This is a genomic window from Rubeoparvulum massiliense, from assembly GCF_001049895.1.
Classification (GTDB): Bacteria; Bacillota; Bacilli; order Rubeoparvulales; family Rubeoparvulaceae; genus Rubeoparvulum; species Rubeoparvulum massiliense.
This window is the reverse complement of the sequence record NZ_CVPE01000006.1, coordinates 50,408-70,331: the sequence shown is the minus strand read 5'-3', so window position 1 is coordinate 70,331 and position 19,924 is coordinate 50,408. Positions and strand designations below refer to the sequence as shown.

Here is a 19,924-nt window from a genome sequence, read left to right as displayed (position 1 = left end):
GGCCACAGCCTCCTACACCACTTCGCCCTTCTTCGCTGGTATAAATATCATCCCCATAGCAGCAATAAAACCTGCTATCACAAATGTATAAAAACTCCAGATGAAATCGACCTTGAGGCTAACGAGGAAACCGATGAGCAACGGTCCAGAAATTGCACCAATCCTACCAATGCCAAGTCCCCATCCTAATGCCGTCGCCCTTGCCTGCGCTGGATAATACTTGGAAACAAAAGCATTCAATATTTGTGTATTACCTACAGAACCAAAGCCTGCAATTCCCACTAGTAAATATGTGACTACAATAGGTGGAGCACCGAGAGTTAGTAGGAAAGCGCTTACAGAAGCAAGCGAATAAGAGATGGCAATCACTCGCTTGGAACCCCAGCGATCAGCGATCGAACCAGCTAGTAATGCCCCTACTCCTGCTGTCAGATTCATCACTAGCAAAAATGATAAGCTCGAATTGAGTGAATAACCTAATTCTCGCATAATTTGTGGTAGCCAAGTATTGAGACCATAGACTAAATAAAAGCCCATGATATAGGTTAGCCAGAAAAATAAGGTTGCTCTCAGATAATTAGTTGAGAAAAGTACTTGGACAGACTGTTTCTTCTTGCTGGACTGCTGATCCTCTTTGCTAATTTGCTCTGTGAAAAAAGATAGATCAATTTGATAACGTTGGCAAATCTGTTTTGCCTCCTCTTCACGCTGTCGAGTTAAGAGAAAGCTAACCGATTCAGGTAAGTATTTTATCATTACTGGAACGATTAGTAATGGTAGTCCACCAATCCAAAACATTCCCCTCCAGCCGAACGAATCGAGTAATAAAATAGCTAAGACCGCACCAAGTACAGTACCAAATGAGTAACCAGAAAACATTAGCACATAATTTAGAGAACGACGATGGGATGGAGAATATTCAATGACAAGTGCAGATGCAGTAGGAATCACACCACCTAAACCAATGCCTCCGATAAAACGAAATAGACCAAATATTCCCGGCGATGTAGCCAATGCGCAGATGATCATCGTAATCGAAAAAAGACTCACACACACGACTAAGGTCCATTTTCTTCCTAGCACATCGGTACTGGTGCCTATGCAGATGGCACCGATCAACATACCAAAGAGCGGATAGCTGCCAATGGCTCCTGCTTGAGCTGCTGATAAGCCCCATGGTTGATAATCTAATAGACTAGGAAGCACTGCACCATAAATACCCAAATCGTAACCATCTGCTAAGATACAGAAAAAGCAGATGAACAGAATGAAATACATTAAGGATGGGGGAACTCCAGCCTTTGAAGCCTCAACTGCTTTCGCTTGTGGCACTTCCTGTACAATTTGACTCATCCCATCTCACTCCCACATTTAACTGACTAGCGTTTCTCAAGCCAGCTATATTGATAGCCTCCATCTTCAAGTTGCTGCTCCGTTTGAACAACCTTTAAAGGACGAAATGTATCAATCATCACAGCAAGCTCGAAAGTCTCTTTCTTACCGATACTCTCTTCCACTTTTCCTGGATGTGGACCATGGGGAATACCAGCTGGGTGAAGTGTCAGCGATTCTGCTTGAATTCCCTTCCGACTCATAAAATTTCCTTCCACGTAATACAAAACCTCATCACTATCAATATTGCTATGATAGAAAGGTGCAGGAATGGCCTCAGGATGATAATCATATAAGCGTGGAACAAATGAGCAAACAACAAAATTATGACCTTCAAAGGTCTGATGAACAGGTGGTGGCTGATGAATACGCCCTGTAATAGGCTCAAAGTCAGCTATATTGAGTTTCCAAGGATATAAGAAACCATCCCAACCTACAACATCAAGAGGATGATGCTCATAAAAATGGGAATGTAGATACTCTCCTGACTTTGTTCGAACCTCGTACTCTCCCTGTTCTGTATGGGTGACAAGCTTTTCAGGACCGTGGATATCTCTTTCGCAGAAAGGACTATGCTCAAGGAGTTGACCAAACTCATTTCTGTATCTCTTAGGTGTTGTAATCCAACTATTCGTCTCAATTACCAGAAACTTCGAATCCTCTGTGGTCGGTTCTATGCGATAAATGGTACCAATAGGAATCACAAGATAGTCGCCAGGTTGATAGTGAAGAGTTCCGAATATTGACTCAATTTTTCCCGTACCACGATGAACAAACAGAAGTTCATCGCCATTACTATTACGGTAAAAATACTCCATCGACTCCGTAGGATTAACAACCCCAATGAACAAATCTTCATTCCCAAGGATGTATTCCCTTCCCATCACAGCATCATGGAGCTTTTTGTTTACACGATCCGTATAAAAGTGACGTGGGCGAAGTACACTTGGCTCTTCGAACTCTATACTGCAATGACCAAATAAACTAGATTTGAAAAACTGGGTCGGAGGATGTTGATGATACAGGATCGATTGAATACCTGAAAATCCTTTCGTACCCATGACTTGCTCTCGATATAAGGTTTGATCCTCTTTTCGAAAAACCGAGTGCCTTTTTTGCGGGATTGTTCCCATTTGATGATACCTTGCCATGAATCGAAGCCCTCCTCATCAAACTATTTATGATTCTCAGTTACAGCCTTCTTCCGTAAGACCTCATCCTTCGCTAGGGCTGGTTCTATGATTCCTACCACTTCGCCAAAGCCCACACGATAGCCCTCACCTTGACACCATCCTGTGAGGATTAGCTCATCTCCATCTTCCAGCCATTCCCTTGTCTCTTCCTCATTGATGTGGATCGGTTCATCGCCTCGCCAGGTTAATTCTAACATGCTACCCCTTGTCTCTTTTTCGGGTCCACTAATGGTACCTGAAGCGAGTAAGTCACCAGGATTCAGATTACATCCACCAATAGTATGATGAGCAATCTGTTGAGCGATGCTCCAATATAAATAGCGATAATTGGTTGCACTGATTGGTTTTGCATGATTCATCGCTTTACTTCGGAGATGCACTTCAAGTTGAATGTGAAATGAACCTGGTTGCCCTTGTTGCAGATACTCTAGTGGCTCAGGATCTTGAACGGGTCCTTGGACACGAAAATGTTCCAATGCTTCCAAAGGAATTACCCAAGGAGAGATAGAAGTAGCAAAATTTTTTCCTAAGAAGGGACCCAGTGGCTGGTACTCCCATGACTGAATATCACGGGCACTCCAATCATTGAGCAATACCGCTCCAAAGAGATGTTCTTCAGCCTCTGCAATCGGAATCGGTTCTCCTTGCTTATTTCCAGTGCCCATAATAAAACCGATTTCCAATTCAAAATCTAGCTGTCTACATGGTGCAAAAATAGGCGGATGATCCGCTAATTTAATCTGACCCCAAGGCCGGCGAATGCGAGTGCCACTGAGAACAACTGAACTAGCTCTCCCGTGGTATCCCACAGGTAGATAGACCCAGTTCGGCATCAATGCATGCTCTTTCCCACGAAACATCGTACCTACATTCATTGCATGCTCTTTCGAAGCATAAAAATCGGTGTAATCACCAATGGTGACGGGTAGATGGAGTTTCACACTCTCCATTGGAACAAGTACTTGTTTACGCAACTCCATATTGTCTCGGAGTTGGGATTCATCAGCTGACAGTAACTGTTGCGTAATTTTCCGTACTTTACGCCAGACATCTCGGCCAAGCTCCATCAAGGGATTAAGTGTAGAACGATTAAATACCCTCGTATTCTGATCCAACGCATCTTTATAGAAGCCCTTATCTTCAAGAATGGATAAATCCAGTACATAATCGCCAATCGCTACTCCTACTCGAAGATGTGGATCATCTTGCTTGCTAAATATACCATATGGTAGATTTTGAATCGGAAAGTGAGATTTTTCATCCACAGCAATAAATGATTTCACCTCATGGCCCCCTTTTATTGAGTAGTTCCAGTAATTCGTCTCTTGGTTCATCAAAGCTGCAGCTCCCAAATGATCGAACAAATTGATTTCGCAGCGCTCTCACTTCTTGAGAAGTAAGGTGAAGTTCTTTCCAAGCTAAGTGATCATCGTGGATGACGAAGTGATCATCTCGTTCATCAGAGATAATATCTTCAATCACATCGGCATCAAGACTGTAATGATAAGCGAGCATACTTGCCATGAATATGTTGAGGAAACCATGCATTTCCGCATGAACCTCATCCCTGTACATACGAATAGGATGATGTAATCCTGCCGTGAATTTTAGTGGTAGTTTTCTTTGACTACATAATGAGATCCCCTGAGCAACCTGTTTGGTACTCGGTATCATCTCTGCTTTTATGCCACCTGTTCGAATTTTTACACCTAGTGGCTCATGGTGTGTAGCGTTGAAATGAGTGATTGCTTCGATACTATTGGTGAGATATTGGTGCCAATCATCTCTTTCAAGAAAAGCTACCTCGCAGAATAGATTCACACCAATCCTCTTTGCCCCATCCATCATTTTCTGTAGTAAATACTGACTTGGTACAATGGGTGGCAAGGGTACTTCCAATGTTTCAACCTTTACCCAATCTTGTTGCTGGTTCATAAAATATTGAATCTGTTCTAAATCTTCCTGAAGTTGAAGTAAGCACTCAGCTTCTGTTCCACTTTTACGACCGACAACTGAGAGTCTTAGTACTTGATGATCTTTATATAAATCTGCATAGGCTTGAAGCTCATGGATTTTCGTAATTGGGATAATGAATGGGCCCAATATCCACGAATCTTCACTCGTAACATATTTGAAGTGATTTTGAATGGCAGCATCTAATTCTAAATTGGCAGGTGGAAAAAGGCCTGCATAATCGATCAAGTGGCTTAAAAAGGCGTGAAGGCTTGGTAGACCTTTCATTCAATCACTTCCCTTCTAATTAGTGAATTATAGTCTTTTCATTGTGTAACCAGTGGTTGACCCAGCCTCTTTTGCATATGAACCAATTCATCTGCTAAGTGTTGAATACGTGTTACAATCTCCAAATCATCGATCTCGTTATGCTCATTGAAATGACTCACGTTGGCATAGACATAGCTTGGTGCAATATAAGCACGTAAGTAAGAAGCAATGGGCTTCAATTGATTTTCAATCATTAAATAGTGTTGGTATGTTCCACCATTAGCGACAAAGCCCATCACCTTATGACGAAAAACTGTTGGTTGGATTAGATCAATGAGGTTTTTTAATGGGGCAGGAATGGAACAATTGAAAACCGGTGTGCCAATTAGATAAAAATCAGCTTCAGTCACTGCTTGAATGACTAGCCTAGTGTCCTCGTTATAATCGCTCACACTTCTGCCATCACAGAACTGCAGGTCATAATCCCTTAGATCTAACATTTTTGTTTTAATCTCAGGATGTTGTTTCTTTACTTCATCTAGAACGGTTTGGACGAGAATAGCTGTTTTTACGCCAACAATTGTACCGGAGATACCGAGAAGCTCCATCATCTTTCTCCTTTCAAAGGTTTACCCTTTTGTTGTTGTAGCCAGTTCTTTTTTTGTTTGAGATTTTTGAAATGCTGGCATCACTTTTTGGGCTACAAGTTCCATGGATTTTATCACTTTTTCATGTGGTAATCCCCCAAAATTCATCAACATCATAATGTGGTCACAGCCTGCTTCCTGGTATTTCTTCAACATGGTGATAACATCTTCTGGCGCTCCAATTAAAACTTGCTCTCGGTCTCGTAAATCTTCATACTTTGCACTCTTCCCATACATTCTTGTATCTAGATAGAGATCTAAGTGTGGCTTCGCTGTTGCTATCGCTTCTTCCCTTGTTTCTGCAACATAGGTATGAAGAGCTAAAGAGACTGTAATTTTTTCTTCATCATGGCCTGCTCGACGGTAATTTTCTTTATAATTGTCGATAATCTCTTTTAGCTCAGAAATAGAGTTACAAGCTACATAAGGAACACCACTAATGCTATAACCCATCTTGCCAACATAGCTAGCACCAAGATTGCTCAATGTTCCGATCCAGAGCGGTACTTCTTTCTGTTTTGGTATGACTTCCAGCTTGATGTCTGTAAATTGATAATAATCTCCTTGGTGTGAGAACCTTTCCCCTTTCCACGCTTTTTCAATTACTGCAAGAGAATCATTAAACCGCAATGCCTTATCCTTCCCATCCACATTAAATCCTGCGAACTCATGGGGAAGATAGCCGCTACCTAAGCCTAGATTTAAGCGTCCATTACTTAACACATCCAGTAATGCATAATCCTCAGCAACTTGAATTGGATTTTTAAAAGGTAGTGTAACAATAGCGGTACCTAGACGGATATTCTGAGTTTTTGCCGCTACAACTGCAAAAAATGTTTGAGGAGTGGTTAATATTCCATACTCACTAAAATGGTGCTCCGCAAACCAAGTAGCATCATATCCTAAACGATCTGCTAGAATGGACTGCTCTAATACCTCATTTAAGAGCTGTTCCGGTGTTCGTTCAAAGCCTTCCTTATAATTTTTATAGTTATCAAATACCGTAAACAAACCGAACTCCATCTCGAAAACCTCCTCGATTAATTAAATTTGCAAACAAAAAAACCAGCAGCAATAGAAAATTAAACGAAGAAAAACTTCATTTTAATCTCTTCTATCGCTACTGGCTGTATATCTACTGATTGAGGTTCAGCTCATGTCCTTCCCTCGGTAGATATTCCAGTTTCACACTAGCTTTATGTTGTCAATTAAATTATATCGAATTTTCTGTCATTTGCAAGCGTTTTCTTTTTGATCAAAAATTTTTTCTTGGTAGCTTTTATTCGCTGCAATCATTGCTTGGATCACTGCCTTCTGGGGAGGAACAATAAAGCGGTTCTCGATCTCAGTAATAATCTCATCGATCTTCTGTAGTGATTTCCCTTGGAGCAATGCTCCGATAAAATGATTTGTTAATGGCTGTAAGAAAGTGAATGTAGAATGGATAACCACATCATTCTCTGTATCAACGATCAGAATACACCCGATGGTCTTCTGCAATTCGAACACTGGAGTACCCTTGGGCAGTTGTGCAAAACCTGCCACAAGCACATAACTATCTTTTATTTCAATGGACATGTAACACCTTCCCTTCTTAGAACTTAATGGAGAAATGTTGGGTATATTATAACACGGACATAGTGTTAAGTGTATTGGATTATATTAATTTGAGCTCTTGTGTCTGTTTACTCTGTTAGTCTAAAAGATAACGACACAGCAATCTTATCTATATCATCATTAACGGTACACTATAACGCTTTCATAACTCATCACCACATGAATCCTTACGTTTTCCTACTCCCTAGTATCCCCCAATCCCCCACAGCAATCAAGATTTCCTCATTTCTACCACCCTCTCCCTTCCCCCTCCCCACCCAACATGCTATACTAACCCTACAATCTATCACCATTTCCCAGGAGGCTTCCCATGGCCAAACTTCATCAAGGCAGTAAACACCTAAAGAAAAATGCCCACCAGGCACGGAATCGTGCAATACTGTGGACATTACCAACCATCATCTATATTGTTCTATACTTTACACAGCAGTTCCAACTTCACTGGGGCTTTCATTTGCTTGCCCTTCTACCATTGATTGTGGCTGCCCGCTATTCGCGGCAGTATAAAATCTATCGAGCAGGCATTGAGGGAGAGGTGGAGACGGCGAAGTTCTTAAAGTCGCTTCCTGCTTCCTACGAAATCTATCGCTCTGTTCCCGTCTCTTACCAGGGGCAAAAATCAGAGATTGATCTGGTTATCGTTGGCGAGAATGGGGTCTTCGCAGTGGAAGTGAAGAATCATAGCGGTAAGCTCTCAGGTTCTGCTGATGCTCAGGAGTGGCAGCAGGTGAAGCGCGGTCCCAAGGGTGAGCAGACTCGTAAAATGGTCCGAAACCCCATCCTTCAGATGAAGAATCAGGTCTGGTTACTCTCCCAGAACATGAAGGAACAGAAGCTCTCACTTTGGATTGAAGGGATCGTCTACATTGCCAATCCTAACTGTGAGCTGAATATTAAACAGGTTCATGTTCCCTTCTTCAACCAACCAGAGCAACTATCTCGGTACATCTTGCATTATCAAGCGAAGAATACACCAACACAAGCCCAACTGACCCAAGTGAAAAAGCTCCTACACCGCCTGTCAAAAAGTAAAAATTGAAATGCACCTCCAAACATTAGATTTGATGTCTAATATTTGGGGTGTACTTCACTCCCTCAAGCCCCAATGTCTTCTAGGTTTCTAGCTCCTACTCTGCAAAATCAAAAGCCGAAGCTTCTAGGGTACTCATGCCTAGGAAGCTTCGGCTTTTCTTGGGAATAATGGCACCCTCCGCTCCAACGCCAAGACCCCGACGAAGATGAGGATAATCCCGAACAGTTCATCAAGGGGTAAGAAATAGGCATAGCCAATGGCAGCGAGGCGTCCGCCTAAACTCATGAGGAAGGCTCCGCCAGCGATAAGCAGGTGGCCTGCAAGACGGGCTGACCACCAGGACCAGATGGCAACCACCATGAGAAGAATACCTCCAACGCCAGATAACCAGAAGCTAAAGCCCCTGACATTGGTCGGCATGGCATTACCGCCTACTGAAACGCCGCTTCGCTGTAGCAAAGGCATACTAACATGGGCGGGAATCAAGTTATAAAGTAATAAGCCCGCCAAAACAACCACATAGAGTAAGAAAATATGGCCTGCGATGCGGGGCATTTTCACATAGATGGTGGCAGCTGCCATGATGGGTACAAGAGTGAGTGCAGAAAAATAGTAGAGCTTATAAATAGACGCAGTCCAGCCAAAGGCATCGCTATAGAATTCACCAAATGTAGCTAAGGCAAACATGAACATAGAGAGAGTATATAAAATGTTAGAGAAACGTGGCCGGCGGATGGTTTTCTTCAGAAAAATCAGACCAAAGATAAAGCTGATTACTGTAGATAGTAGTGAGATGAGCCACAATGGTACGATTCCTCCTTATTGTTCCTAGCTGACAATTCCCAGCTCACCAAATACCCTTTGGGGTACCTTCTTAATAAGGCTATTCTACCCTTGTTCTCCGTTAGATTCTAGTAAAATCAGCAAGTTCCACCAATCGTTCACAGAAACCCCTATCATCACGTTCATAAGCTGACCAACCTGTTACGAAAATATAAAAAAACCGCTACTCTCATTTCTAGAGTAGCGGTTTCCTATAGCTGACCACCTATTACTTGATCTGCGAACCCGATTTCATCAAGTGCCTCTATTTCATCGTTACTTGATTCTGATTCTCCGAGATAGTAATGGTTTTCGTAGGCTGGTCCCATGCTACATTTAAATTGAAATTCTCCATGATAAAACGGAGGGGAACCAGTGTACGATTATTTTGAATCTCCGGAGCAACATCCAGAGTAATTGCCTGATCATTCACATAGGCTGTCTGACTCTTAATCTTCAGGAGAATTTGCGTATCCCCTTTTTCTAAGGTTACTTGCTCTGTTGTAGGATCCCAGGTTAGCTTCGCATCGAAGTTCTCCGCTACGAAACGGAGAGGAACCAGTGTACGACCATTTGCAATGAAGGGAGCAGCGTCCAATTGGGTCTGGAGAGCGCCAATAGAGGCATGTTTGGAACCAACCACCAACTTCACATCAGGCTGTTCATCTATATACTGCTCATCGCTCAAGTATGATGCTCTTTCCAGCATCATTGGATTAATATTGATCTCCTTCGTGGAGCGATAGGTATAAGCATAGGAGGGTTGAATGTCGATCGATTCAGGAATATAGTAATTATCTTGTAATTGGGCAAAGCCTTGATCCGTGATCTGTTTCTCCCCTCGGAAGACGATGGTAGGATCGGCAGGAATCCAGCCGTAGCCATTCAAGTAGAACTCTACCCACATATGACGATAGGGATTAATATTCATATTGGTGCCGGTACTCTTCGGATCGAGCAGATATCCTCCTACGGTCCGAGCAGGGATTCCTTCTGCGCGAAGAAGAGCTACCATGAGGCGAGAGTAATCCTCGCAGACACCGATCTTCTTATGTAGCGCTGTTAAAGCCGAATTATTCCCTTTATTCAGGTTATAGTCCATATTGAGATAGACATAATCATAGATCTTCTTGGCCTTGTGATAAGGATTCTGCTCTTTCCCGACGATGCTCTTGGCCGTTGCAATGATCTCTTCATGATCGCTCTCGATCTTATCGCTTGGCTTGAGGTATTGTGCCACCTCTTGAGGGTAGGGATCATCGCTAATCTTCTTAGGATCGATATCATATTTAACGAAGGCCGCTCTTGTCTTAAAGCTCATCTTATACTTATTGGTCTGGAAATCAGAAACCCCTTCAGGGGTGTAGAAGCTGATGTTCTGATGCTCATCTTTCTTGATAAAAAACTGTGGAGAACTGATGCGTGCATCATAGATTTTTCCATATGGGTAGGGGTAATCATTAAAAAAAGTACCCTCGATGGTCAATTGAGTAATATTACTGACATTAAAATGGTAAAAGATAAATTCTTTTTCGATCAGATAGATACGTGCATCGCGCTCTTGATACCCTTCGGCCCATACCGATGAGCTTAGGGTCAAGAGTAATACAATTATGAAGAGTAAACTTCGTTTTTTCATAATTCCCTCCCCAGATTACAATATCCTTTTACTGCCTATCATATCATGATTCACCCAACATGTATTGAGTGAAAAGTAGCAAAATAAGCGAAAAAGGATGCTATCATTCATTGGATAGCATCCTTTTTCTGCTTTAGAGCTGCGAGCGCTCATGCAAAATGTCATGACCTACATCCAGCATTTTTTCAAGCATTCCCACAAATTGCTGTGTGTACTCCTCGCCTAAACGTTCTAGAAGCTGACGGAAGAAGCGGTGCTGTGCTTTATTAATCTCGTGCAACACTTCATAGCCTTTTTCGGTGATTTCAACAAGGACCAAGCGACCATCCTCCTCATCTCGCTTCCGACTGATGTATCCCTTCTCATAGAGACCATTGGTTTGATAGGTGATGGCCCCTGGTGTAAGTCCTAAGGTTTTAGCCAGACGGGTTGCCTTAATCGGACCCTTATTCAGCGCCAATGTCCGAAGTAAATAGATTTGTGACATGTGGAGGCCCCGTTTTTCATCCACACTTTGGAATTGGGCTTGATGAATGAACAAAGAGAGTGCTGCTTCAATCTTATCAACATCATGGTGGTTAATCTCATTCTGGATCATTTTGTTTTTCAAGCTCATCTCCTCCATATATCAGATCAGATTATGCCAAGTAGCGTTGAACAAGGCATGGTTCAATAAAAGAGCTACTTTTCAAAGGGACACTTTTACATTGTTAGCGTTTTCAAGTAAGTTCTTTACATTATTGTATCACGTTTTTGCCAAATTTCTACTATTTTTTTGATTTACGTACACTTTGATGGACAATCTTCATTTTCTTCTTTCCTACGTTCTCCTGTTTGTTTTCTTGGAGGTTGGCTTATGATACACTAATCTCAGCGGTCTGACTACATCCTCTCACTTCCAATGGAAGAGCAAAGCCGCTGGACTTGATAATTTGGACGATGAATGGTCAAACCAATACACCCTCACATTAATACATCACTACATAGAAGGAGTGGTACCATGTCAATGTTGGTGTTCGTAAAAGGAAAGGTCAACTTCCCGATTACTCTTGACCCCACCATTTGGATTTTTGATGATCGTAAACTTTTGTTGGAGCAGGCCTTTGATCCTGCCTATATGCCTAAGTCTGTAGACGCTGATGTAGCTCTTCAGCAAAGCGCCATGGCCATGGCGAAACAATGGGATTTTGACTGGGCACGGAGCAATCCAGAATTCCGCATCGAGCAAAAAAAAATGGTGAATCGCAAAGAGATCGAAGGAGATTGGGCCATGTATATTGGGCAATTCCTGCAGAATGCCGAGCCTCATGATGATACACAGGCTGTTCTTCTTCACCTTAAGGATGGTAGCCAAGTGGAGATTACCTTGGAGGAAGCCATGCGAGGCATCGCCTGCTTTGCGATGAATGGTCGTGCCCTGAAGGAAGACGGACCCATCCACTTCTACCATGGCGATGGTCGAAATCGTAACGAGCCTATTCGCAATGTGGAAGCCTTTGAATTTATCTAAGCTGAAGCCCTGAAGGAGGGTGCGAAATTGGAACAATCCTTAGAATATGAGTACAAGACCATGTTAACCAAGGACGAGTATCTTGCTCTCCTCCCCTTCTTCCATGATGGCGTGAAACTGGTTCAGGTGAACTATTACTTCTTCCTGCCAGAAAGAATCCAACGGCAGCATCGGATTACCTTACGAATCCGCAAGCTAGCTGACCAATATCGCTTACAAATGAAAGAGCAGACTGCTCCCCATACCTTCCTCGAACATGAAGTAGTTCTGACAGAAGAGGCATGGCAGCAAGCCTGTGAGAATAATTGGCAGCCCAATGCTATCCTTGAACTGCTCGAGGAAAACTATCAGGTAAAACCAGCGATGCTTCACTATGCCGGAGCCCTGACCACCATCCGTTATGAGAAGCGAGAGAAGCTTGGTCTCTTCTGCTGTGATTATAATTCTTACCTCGATACGGAAGATTATGAGCTGGAGGTGGAAGTGGAACCAGGCACAGCTTTGGAGGAGCTACACCCCTTCTTGTATCGCTATGGCATCTCCTACCATCAAGCAGCCGGTAAGGTTGCCCGTTTTTGGCAACGCTTGAAGGCGACAAAGACAAAATAGAATTGCTTCCAATCAATGAATGAATAAGCCCTCCATCAGAGGGCATACTTTTTTTGAAGAACGAGTTCTACTTGTCACAAATGGATCCTAATCGATCACCCATTTAGGTGTATTCCCTGATTCATTCAAGTGATGTTCATTCTTTGGATTGCAAGTATTCTGAAATTTGTCAAAAATATTTCCTTTACATGGTTCCACAAGTAGCAATTAAACAGTATAATAACTGTGAAACATTTCACATTGGATGTTTCAATCCCACTATGATTCACCATACACGCTCACTTTGTGAAGGGGGGATGTGAATGGCTCGAAACGTTTTTCGTGCCACAGCGAAAAGTTTAGCTCAAGGTCTAGCGGTTGAAACAGAAGCACGGGGCTTTAAGGTGCAACTGGATGAACCAGAAGCCTTGGGAGGTACTGACACAGGAATGAATCCTGTGGAGCTCGTACTCTGTGCATTAGGTGCTTGTCAGACCATTGTGGCAAAAGCATTTGCCCCAAAATTTCGCATTGACCTAGAAGAGTTCTGGGTCGAACTGGAAGGTGACTTGGATCCCGATGGATTCATGGGCATCAGTGATGTTCCAAAAGGATTTACAGAAATCCGTTATACCATGCACTTTCGGACCAATGCTTCACAGGAGCACGTGGAAAAATTTGCTGCTTTTATCGAGAAGACATGTCCTGTAGGTGATACCCTACAACGTCCCATTCAGCTTGTGCCCGCTGGGGTTGTGGTGGAACATTAACGCCTTCACATTGAAGCCTTTTTAGAAGTCAATTACGTGGAAATACTTGTCTGTTTTTTCCAACACTCATTTTCTTGATAACTTGTTACTCGTTGAACTGTTGATGTTGATCTCCCCTATTCAACATCAGTCTACAACCATCTGTATCGTATTGTAATGATCTACCTCCCTTTATTTTTAAATATATGTGTCGTACTGGAACTCCCACCAGTACGACTTTTTTTCGCCTAGATGAGGTATATACTTGTTGGCATATTGTAACATCTTTCCCTCTTTTCGAGGTATTTTCCCTTCGTTTACATGCTATACTACGGATGAATTACCCTGTCTAGATTTCAACTGTTTAAAGATGAACCTGCTTGGTCAAGCCTAGCAACAATCAAATCAAATGAGGTGATGGCAATGTTTACCTACGAAGTCCAAGATATGAAAGAGTACCCCATGGATGGTTTACATGAAGGCTATCATGTGATGTACCAGAAAGTGAAAAAATGCGCAGCTGAATATGTTGAGGATACACAGTCCATTCGTGAGATTGAATGTGAAGTGAAAGAAGAGGTCTGCCTGTTCCGTGAAGCTTCTCCTTACCATTCCCTGATCAAAGTAGCCTGCTATATTCTTGGCAAGCATGTGAATAATCCTGATGAAGCTTGTGCAAAAATTCGCAAAGAACATCCTCAGTTCTTTTTGCAAGCAGAAGTTGAATAGGGCAATCCAAGAAATCGATGAATGCGTCATTGAATTTGGCACACATGGAAAAAGGACGAGTTCCATACGAGCTCGTCCTTTTTGCTTATCCCCTTAAGATTAATACTTTACTAGATAGACTAGATTACGAGCCCATTCCATCAAGGCACGTTGTTGTCCTTCGTGATCTGTCCACCAATGATCAGGGTCGAAATCAGGATCATTGGCTGGATGGGAGATGATCTCCACCCCATCATCCTGAAACACATGCTTAAAGGTTCGGCTACTACGACCTGTATGCCAATCGATGGTAACGAGGATCATCCGTTTGATCTCGTAGCCTAGCTCCTTCTCCTTAGCACTCAGTACATCCCGAGTATAAACGGCATTCTCATAGGTGCTCCGTGAATGGGTCTCTACCCAAATCTTCTCTACCGGTACTCCGAGATGGATCAGATGAGCTCGCATCGCCTCATACTCGGTCTGATCATAGGTGACTTGTCCACCACCACTGACGAGCACGTACTCTGCCCAGCCTTCATGGTAGAGTCGAGCTGCCTCTTCAATCCGCAACCAATGCATATCCCCACCTAGTACCACGATGACATCTGCAGGCTGTAGAGGATCATCGGCAACTAGTTGATGGCCCATCCAACGGAGAAATGGATTTTTTAATAACATGATGACGAGCAGTACGACGATGATGACGATACCTGCTGTTAGCAGGCGGCGCTGCCCCTTCGGTGATAAAGATCGTAGCTTCAACGTAAATAAACTCCTCTCTATGGCTAGCAACGGGAGTCAATATCCCAAATATTTCATGCTTTGTTCGGCAGGTATTACTACTATGATACACGAAAGTGAAGAAAAGAGAAGAATGAACGATGTAAAAATAAGAATTTTTACATAGAACCAATTTCATGTAACCTAATGATAACTCCTTGTATCTAACAAGATGACAAGAGAGAAATAGGACGTGATTCATGTTGGAGGAGAATCGGTACTATATTGAGGGAATCCGTAATCAAAACCAGCAGGTCATACGCCAATTTTTTGATACATACTATCCCATTCTGTATCGCTTCATTCGCGTGCAATGCTTCAACGAGGAGGATGTAGCAGATATCCTTCAGGAGGTCTTTTATAAGGCCTTCACACGTATTGAGCAGTTTCGCGGGGATGCCAGCATCAAAACTTGGCTGCTCTCCATCGCTCGCAATGAGATTCGGCAATTCCTGCGCAAGCAGCAGAACTGGGATCGTAAGGTGGAGAAGGCCACCTGGGATGCAGAGAGCAGACAGGAGCTTGCTGTGGCCACAGAGGATATCGTCCTCCTTCGTGTTCAGGAAGAGGAGCTCATTGAAGCCATTCAATTGCTTGATGAGAAAAAACGTCAGGTCGTGATTCTCCGCTTGCTTGAAGAGTGCTCCATTAAGGAGACCGCACTGATTCTCGATCTTACCATATCCGATGTGAAGGTGAGCTATCATCGAGGTCTACAAGAGATTCGTAAGCAGTTACTGGAGCAGCACATGAAGGGAGTGGAAGCTCAATGAAAGAAGAAAAAAGAACGATTCTAGAGCGTCAGATCAGCTCTCTCGTCAGTTCCCTCCCTCCCGAAGAAGTACGAGAGCAAGAGTTCCAGCGTATTCTGCAACGAATGAACATGCCACTTTCCACACAGCCAGCAGCACCACACCAAGCTACTAGAAAGCATTGGGACTGGCGGACCTTTACTGGGATCGCATCTATTTTTCTTCTTTTCTTTGTGGCCAATCATCTTTTTAATCATCCTGCAGGCATCATGAATGGCGAGCAAGCCATCCAGGGCAATGATTTATCCAAGAATCCAGAGGAGCGTTTGATCGATCGCTCTCCCTCTTTGGCAGCATCCGAGACACAGCAGACGGAGCCCAAGGAAGTGGAAATCACTGTACACAAGACAATGCAGGCTCTAGGAGCACCTGTATACAGACAGTACACTGGAACTGTCTTCTCCAGTGAGCCCATGGTTATGGAAGTTCTGAGTGACCCCCAAGCACTCCTCCTGCAGTTACAAAATGTGCAGAAGCTACAATTAGAGCTTGATGACCAGACTATCCTATTTCGTCTCAACAATTCAGGAAGCAGTCTGGATCCACTCTACCAGCAGATGCTCAGCAGCTTGGGCCAAGCCATCCCTTGTACAATGGAGCAGAAATCCCTATTTCTCCAACATGGGAGGGAGCAATTGAAGGAAGACAGTCGTGGAATGACCCGTATATATCTGAAAAACGCTGAGGGGCAGACCATTGCTACTTCTTATACCACTACGGAGGGAGTCTTAATCCAATTAAATTCCGGTGCCAGCTATCTGATTCACTTCGACCAACAGGGGACCCGCTCAACCAATTGGATCCCCGCGATCGCCAGTATCGGGAAACAACTCCAAGGGTGGCAAACTGGAAGTATCACACCTCCTGAGCTGATTGGCTTTCGTCAACTGCCAACACTGGATCAGCTCCAAGTGGTCATTCCCCTCTGGTCTGATGCAGAGAGAGGCTACTTGCTTTCCTATCAATTGCCAGAAGGAAACTTTACTTACTATGTACCAGAGCATGCTTCCTACATTCAAAATCTGGCACCTGCAGATGTCAATGCCCTTTACTCCATGGTGGATCCTCGCTTTGGTACAGCGCTAGGAGAAGGGAAACGAGGTGTCAATATTCAACTGCAGGACCTGAATCAGAATGGTGGCAAGGAGCTATTGCTCTATGACACGATTGGATCGCAAAGTGGTTACTATCTCATCTATCAGTTTTATCAAGGGTTTTGGCAGCCATTGCTCGAAGGCTGGAGTGTAGAGGCGCCACAGATTAATGATCCGCTCTATTCCTACCCAACGGTCACCATCAGTCAACCGCCTTATTATGCCACTGGGAAACAACTGATTACCTATGGGTGGCTGGAGAATCAATACTTGGAAGTGAGGCGAAGCATCCGTCTAACATCCGCTGCCTTCCATCCTGAAACGCATTTACCTGTGGATCCCCTTTCCTATGGACCTGCGATCCTGCAATGGATTCAGAATGACGAGGTTGGGCTATACGAGCAGTTTATCCTTCCTGGACAGTTAGAGGACTACCCCTTCCCTGGAGACGATATAAAGGCAAATTGGAGCGAATATGAGGTAACCCAATTAATTCGCCACCAATCCCTGGATTTAGCACAAGTGGAGAATCATCTCCCCTTCCCCCTCTCACGTAATGCAGAGGAGAATCTTGCACAGCAGTCCATTCAACAGATTACCTATGGTGTAGCTTCGCAGCAGTTACCAACAGCTCAACCGTTCTTACTAACAATCTGGGTAGTGGATGGTCCATCAGGCACACATCTTATCGGTTATCAGTTTTCCTCTAGCACTAGATATAACTCCCAAACAAAATAGTATCTCAGAAGTACTCTCTCAACCGATATAAAAAAACCTCGGGGTGACTCCCGAGGTCAATACTAAAAAAAATAAATCAAATACAGATAAAAAAAGAGGGTTCGGAAATTCCGAACCCATCAAGTAGTGTAATCTCTCAACCGAAAGAGTGTTTTAGATTACATATTAAGAATAAATGATATTAGAACGAGTTTCAATAGTAATTTTCAGTAATTTGTGTAAAATACATGACTTATATTGGAAAAATAGCGTCTCCGAAGTCGGTACTTTCCTCTATACAGCGCGGTTTGTTCAGCTTTTTGCCATAGGGGATTTCCTTTATTGGTTTAGTGAATATATTGCGTATCATACATGGCAAAAGCTAGATCATTCTCCTGCCAACGCTGATCCTGCTTCATGAGCACCTCTTGCTCATACAGCTTTTTTAGCTCATGAAACTGAAAGATATCGCCCTCTCCCTCTTCCACCTCCATCGTTCTCTTCTCACGATCGCTAAGCACCACTTGATACTCAATTAGTCCACCTGGTGTCACTTTGGAAAAAAGATAGATGGTTCCTTCTTTGATTTCGGCATAAAAAAATTGAAATGGTTGTTCGCCTCGCAATTTATCAACTGTGAACGAAAGAGAACTGGGAAATGGCTGTCTAACTTCCAAATCGTTCATCATGGTTCCTCCTCATGTTGCTTCCATTCTATGATTGTTATTCGTAAGTCATAAAAAAGTTTGTCCATACTATATTTATGTCATTTTCGATCCTTTTGCAAGGGTTTTCCGCCAATTTCCACACTTCTCGTCAAATCTCCTACTGCTTGTGCATGGAATCCTCAACTTGTGCATAGAGATGATATCGTATCGTCCAAGTTCTACGCACTTTAAGCCAGTTGGAGGAGGAATCCCCATGATCCTACGGGGCACAAGAAAAAACCGAGTGAAGCCCCCTTTTTCATTCAAATATTTCTTAATCGTTCGCATTCTCATCCCTATGCTGATCATTTTTACTCTTTCTGTCATTGGGATTAGCATCGTAGAGCAGCAATTACGGCCACAGCTTATGACCATCGCGAAATCTCGGGTCAAGCAGATTGCCACAGAAGCCCTCAACGCCTCCATCAATAAAAAAATCGCAGAGAATATTAACTACCTCGATATGATTCAGATTGAACGAGATGAATCGGAGATGATTCGCAATGTGATCCTCGATTACTCCAAGCTGGCACGAGTTGCTGGTGAGGCAACTGCCACTGTGGAAAGCACCATTGGCGCCATCAAAAAAGAGCGCCTAGAATTACCGCTGGGGCAAGCGTTGAATAGTAATATTCTCGCACAGCTTGGGCCGAAACTTCCCATCATCATCGAACCACGGGGAAACGTTAAGGTGGATATTACACGGGAACTAGAGAATGCTGGGATCAATATGGTCCTGCTCTCCATCTATATGCAGTTCACGGTAGAGATCCGCGTGATCCTCCCCTTTGCTACGGAGCCAGAGGTGATCACCTCGCAGATTCCCATTCATTTCTCTCTTATCGTCGGTGAAGTACCCCATATCTATCTGAACTATGGCGACCAAGGCAGTGGCGGTGGTAACACACAGATCCCCCTCCAATCTCCCATCTCTATTCCGATTAATTAGTAGCAGGATCAAAAAAAGCCCTATGGCTACATATTATCCATAGGGCCCAGATGGGAGGTATCATTCAAGTAGAGGATTCGGAAGCGTTCCTCCGTATAGAACTGAACTTGGGAAACAGAGGTATTATGAAAGGCAAAGGGAACCGCTCCATCCCACTCAATATTTAATAATTCCATAATTAAAGCATTGATAAAACCACCATGGGAGACGAGGCAAACCCGATCATGCAAGTATTCATCAAGGAGCAAATTGATTACGAGCCGTGCACGCTGACGGATCGCTTCTCTTCCTTCCACCCCATGCAGACCAGAATTACCCCAATCCTCATCTACGAGGTCCGGGTACTGTTCCACCACTTCACCCTGTGTAAGACCCTCAAGGATACCCCATTGGAATTCACGAAGCTCTTTCATCTTGATTACAGGCAAGCGGTGATACTTGGCAATGGCCAACGCTGTATCATAGGCCCGTGTAAGATCGCTCGACAGAATCACATCAAAGGGCTCTTTCACCAAGCGTCTTGCCACCTTGTCCGCCTGTTGCTTTCCCCGTTCTGTCAATGGGTAATCTTGCTGCCCCTGCAAGACTCTCTGAACATTTCCCAATGATTCGCCATGTCGTACGATGGTTAGCCTCATTGCGTTCCCCCCTTATTCCCCAGCAATTCCGAACCGTTCCTAATCTTTCTTTTTGTTTTATTCTATCATATTTCAAACAATTCCTTCACAACTTTCTCCCCTT

The 19,924-nt window shown here is 43.5% G+C and carries 21 protein-coding genes; 8 read left to right on the top strand and 13 right to left on the bottom strand.

Annotation, left to right across the window (positions count from 1 at the left end):
• Positions 1–12: 12 nt before the first annotated feature.
• The 7 genes from BN1691_RS08160 to BN1691_RS08130 all read right to left on the bottom strand — a co-directional run bounded on the left by BN1691_RS08160 (position 13) and on the right by BN1691_RS08130 (position 7,033).
• Positions 13–1,353 (bottom strand): MFS transporter, encoded by a 1,341-nt coding sequence (locus BN1691_RS08160; protein WP_048601765.1) that lies wholly within the window; start codon positions 1,351–1,353, stop codon positions 13–15.
• Positions 1,354–1,379: 26 nt separating this feature from the next.
• Positions 1,380–2,543, bottom strand: a complete 1,164-nt coding sequence (locus tag BN1691_RS08155) for a homogentisate 1,2-dioxygenase (RefSeq protein ID WP_048601764.1) — start codon at positions 2,541–2,543, stop codon at positions 1,380–1,382.
• A 23-nt stretch (positions 2,544–2,566) separates the two neighbouring features.
• Entirely contained in the window at positions 2,567–3,868 is a 1,302-nt protein-coding gene (fahA, locus tag BN1691_RS08150) for a fumarylacetoacetase (RefSeq protein WP_231638372.1), read from the bottom strand.
• A 1-nt stretch (position 3,869) separates the two neighbouring features.
• Entirely contained in the window at positions 3,870–4,826 is a 957-nt protein-coding gene (locus BN1691_RS08145) for a hypothetical protein (protein ID WP_048601762.1), read from the bottom strand.
• A gap of 38 nt (positions 4,827–4,864) precedes the next feature.
• Entirely contained in the window at positions 4,865–5,416 is a 552-nt protein-coding gene (locus BN1691_RS08140; protein ID WP_048601761.1) for an NADPH-dependent FMN reductase, read from the bottom strand.
• A gap of 21 nt (positions 5,417–5,437) precedes the next feature.
• Positions 5,438–6,478 carry an LLM class flavin-dependent oxidoreductase gene (locus BN1691_RS08135; protein ID WP_048601760.1) on the bottom strand — a complete coding sequence of 347 codons (1,041 nt, stop codon included), beginning with the start codon at positions 6,476–6,478 and terminating at the stop codon, positions 5,438–5,440.
• A 207-nt stretch (positions 6,479–6,685) separates the two neighbouring features.
• The gene (locus BN1691_RS08130; protein ID WP_048601759.1) at positions 6,686–7,033 is read right to left on the bottom strand and encodes a DUF3870 domain-containing protein; all 348 of its coding nucleotides are present in this window, start codon (positions 7,031–7,033) and stop codon (positions 6,686–6,688) included.
• A gap of 349 nt (positions 7,034–7,382) precedes the next feature.
• Between BN1691_RS08130 and BN1691_RS08125 the strand changes: the two genes are divergently transcribed.
• Positions 7,383–8,111, top strand: a complete 729-nt coding sequence (locus BN1691_RS08125; protein ID WP_048601758.1) for a nuclease-related domain-containing protein — start codon at positions 7,383–7,385, stop codon at positions 8,109–8,111.
• A 132-nt stretch (positions 8,112–8,243) separates the two neighbouring features.
• Here BN1691_RS08125 and BN1691_RS08120 read toward each other — a convergent pair whose 3' ends face one another.
• From BN1691_RS08120 to BN1691_RS08110, 3 genes are all read right to left on the bottom strand, one after another.
• Positions 8,244–8,909 (bottom strand): hypothetical protein, encoded by a 666-nt coding sequence (locus tag BN1691_RS08120; RefSeq protein WP_048601757.1) that lies wholly within the window; start codon positions 8,907–8,909, stop codon positions 8,244–8,246.
• Between the two features lie 283 nt (positions 8,910–9,192).
• Entirely contained in the window at positions 9,193–10,566 is a 1,374-nt protein-coding gene (locus tag BN1691_RS08115) for a stalk domain-containing protein (protein ID WP_048601756.1), read from the bottom strand.
• Between the two features lie 133 nt (positions 10,567–10,699).
• A complete protein-coding gene (locus tag BN1691_RS08110) occupies positions 10,700–11,176 on the bottom strand; it encodes a MarR family winged helix-turn-helix transcriptional regulator (RefSeq protein ID WP_048601755.1) in 477 nt (158 codons plus the stop codon).
• 390 nt (positions 11,177–11,566) lie between these two features.
• Between BN1691_RS08110 and BN1691_RS08105 the strand changes: the two genes are divergently transcribed.
• From BN1691_RS08105 to BN1691_RS08090, 4 genes are all read left to right on the top strand, one after another.
• Positions 11,567–12,076 (top strand): hypothetical protein, encoded by a 510-nt coding sequence (locus BN1691_RS08105; protein WP_048601754.1) that lies wholly within the window; start codon positions 11,567–11,569, stop codon positions 12,074–12,076.
• Positions 12,077–12,103: 27 nt separating this feature from the next.
• Positions 12,104–12,685, top strand: coding sequence for a CYTH domain-containing protein (locus BN1691_RS08100; RefSeq protein WP_048601753.1), 582 nt, complete (start codon positions 12,104–12,106; stop codon positions 12,683–12,685).
• Between the two features lie 302 nt (positions 12,686–12,987).
• Positions 12,988–13,434 (top strand): OsmC family protein, encoded by a 447-nt coding sequence (locus tag BN1691_RS08095; RefSeq protein WP_048601752.1) that lies wholly within the window; start codon positions 12,988–12,990, stop codon positions 13,432–13,434.
• Between the two features lie 402 nt (positions 13,435–13,836).
• On the top strand, positions 13,837–14,142 hold the full coding sequence (locus BN1691_RS08090) for a hypothetical protein (RefSeq protein WP_048601751.1): 306 nt from the start codon (positions 13,837–13,839) through the stop codon (positions 14,140–14,142).
• A gap of 99 nt (positions 14,143–14,241) precedes the next feature.
• On the opposite strand, the gene BN1691_RS08085 is transcribed toward BN1691_RS08090, so the two are convergent.
• Entirely contained in the window at positions 14,242–14,886 is a 645-nt protein-coding gene (locus tag BN1691_RS08085; RefSeq protein WP_048601750.1) for a YdcF family protein, read from the bottom strand.
• Positions 14,887–15,104: 218 nt separating this feature from the next.
• On the opposite strand from BN1691_RS08085, the gene BN1691_RS08080 reads away from it, so the two are divergent.
• On the top strand, positions 15,105–15,677 hold the full coding sequence (locus BN1691_RS08080; RefSeq protein WP_048601749.1) for an RNA polymerase sigma factor: 573 nt from the start codon (positions 15,105–15,107) through the stop codon (positions 15,675–15,677).
• Positions 15,674–17,548: a hypothetical protein gene (locus BN1691_RS08075; protein WP_048601748.1), complete on the top strand. Its 1,875-nt coding sequence runs from the start codon at positions 15,674–15,676 to the stop codon at positions 17,546–17,548. Before BN1691_RS08080 ends, BN1691_RS08075 begins: the two co-directional genes overlap by 4 nt.
• Before the next feature lie 326 nt (positions 17,549–17,874).
• Here the strand turns inward: BN1691_RS08075 and BN1691_RS08070 are convergent, their stop codons facing one another.
• Entirely contained in the window at positions 17,875–18,213 is a 339-nt protein-coding gene (locus tag BN1691_RS08070; protein WP_048601747.1) for a hypothetical protein, read from the bottom strand.
• Positions 18,214–18,448: 235 nt separating this feature from the next.
• Here BN1691_RS08070 and yunB point away from each other — a divergent pair, with 235 nt between their 5' ends.
• On the top strand, positions 18,449–19,183 hold the full coding sequence (gene yunB / locus BN1691_RS08065; RefSeq protein WP_048601746.1) for a sporulation protein YunB: 735 nt from the start codon (positions 18,449–18,451) through the stop codon (positions 19,181–19,183).
• A 26-nt stretch (positions 19,184–19,209) separates the two neighbouring features.
• Here yunB and BN1691_RS08060 read toward each other — a convergent pair whose 3' ends face one another.
• Entirely contained in the window at positions 19,210–19,821 is a 612-nt protein-coding gene (locus BN1691_RS08060) for a histidine phosphatase family protein (protein ID WP_048601745.1), read from the bottom strand.
• Positions 19,822–19,924: the final 103 nt, after the last annotated feature.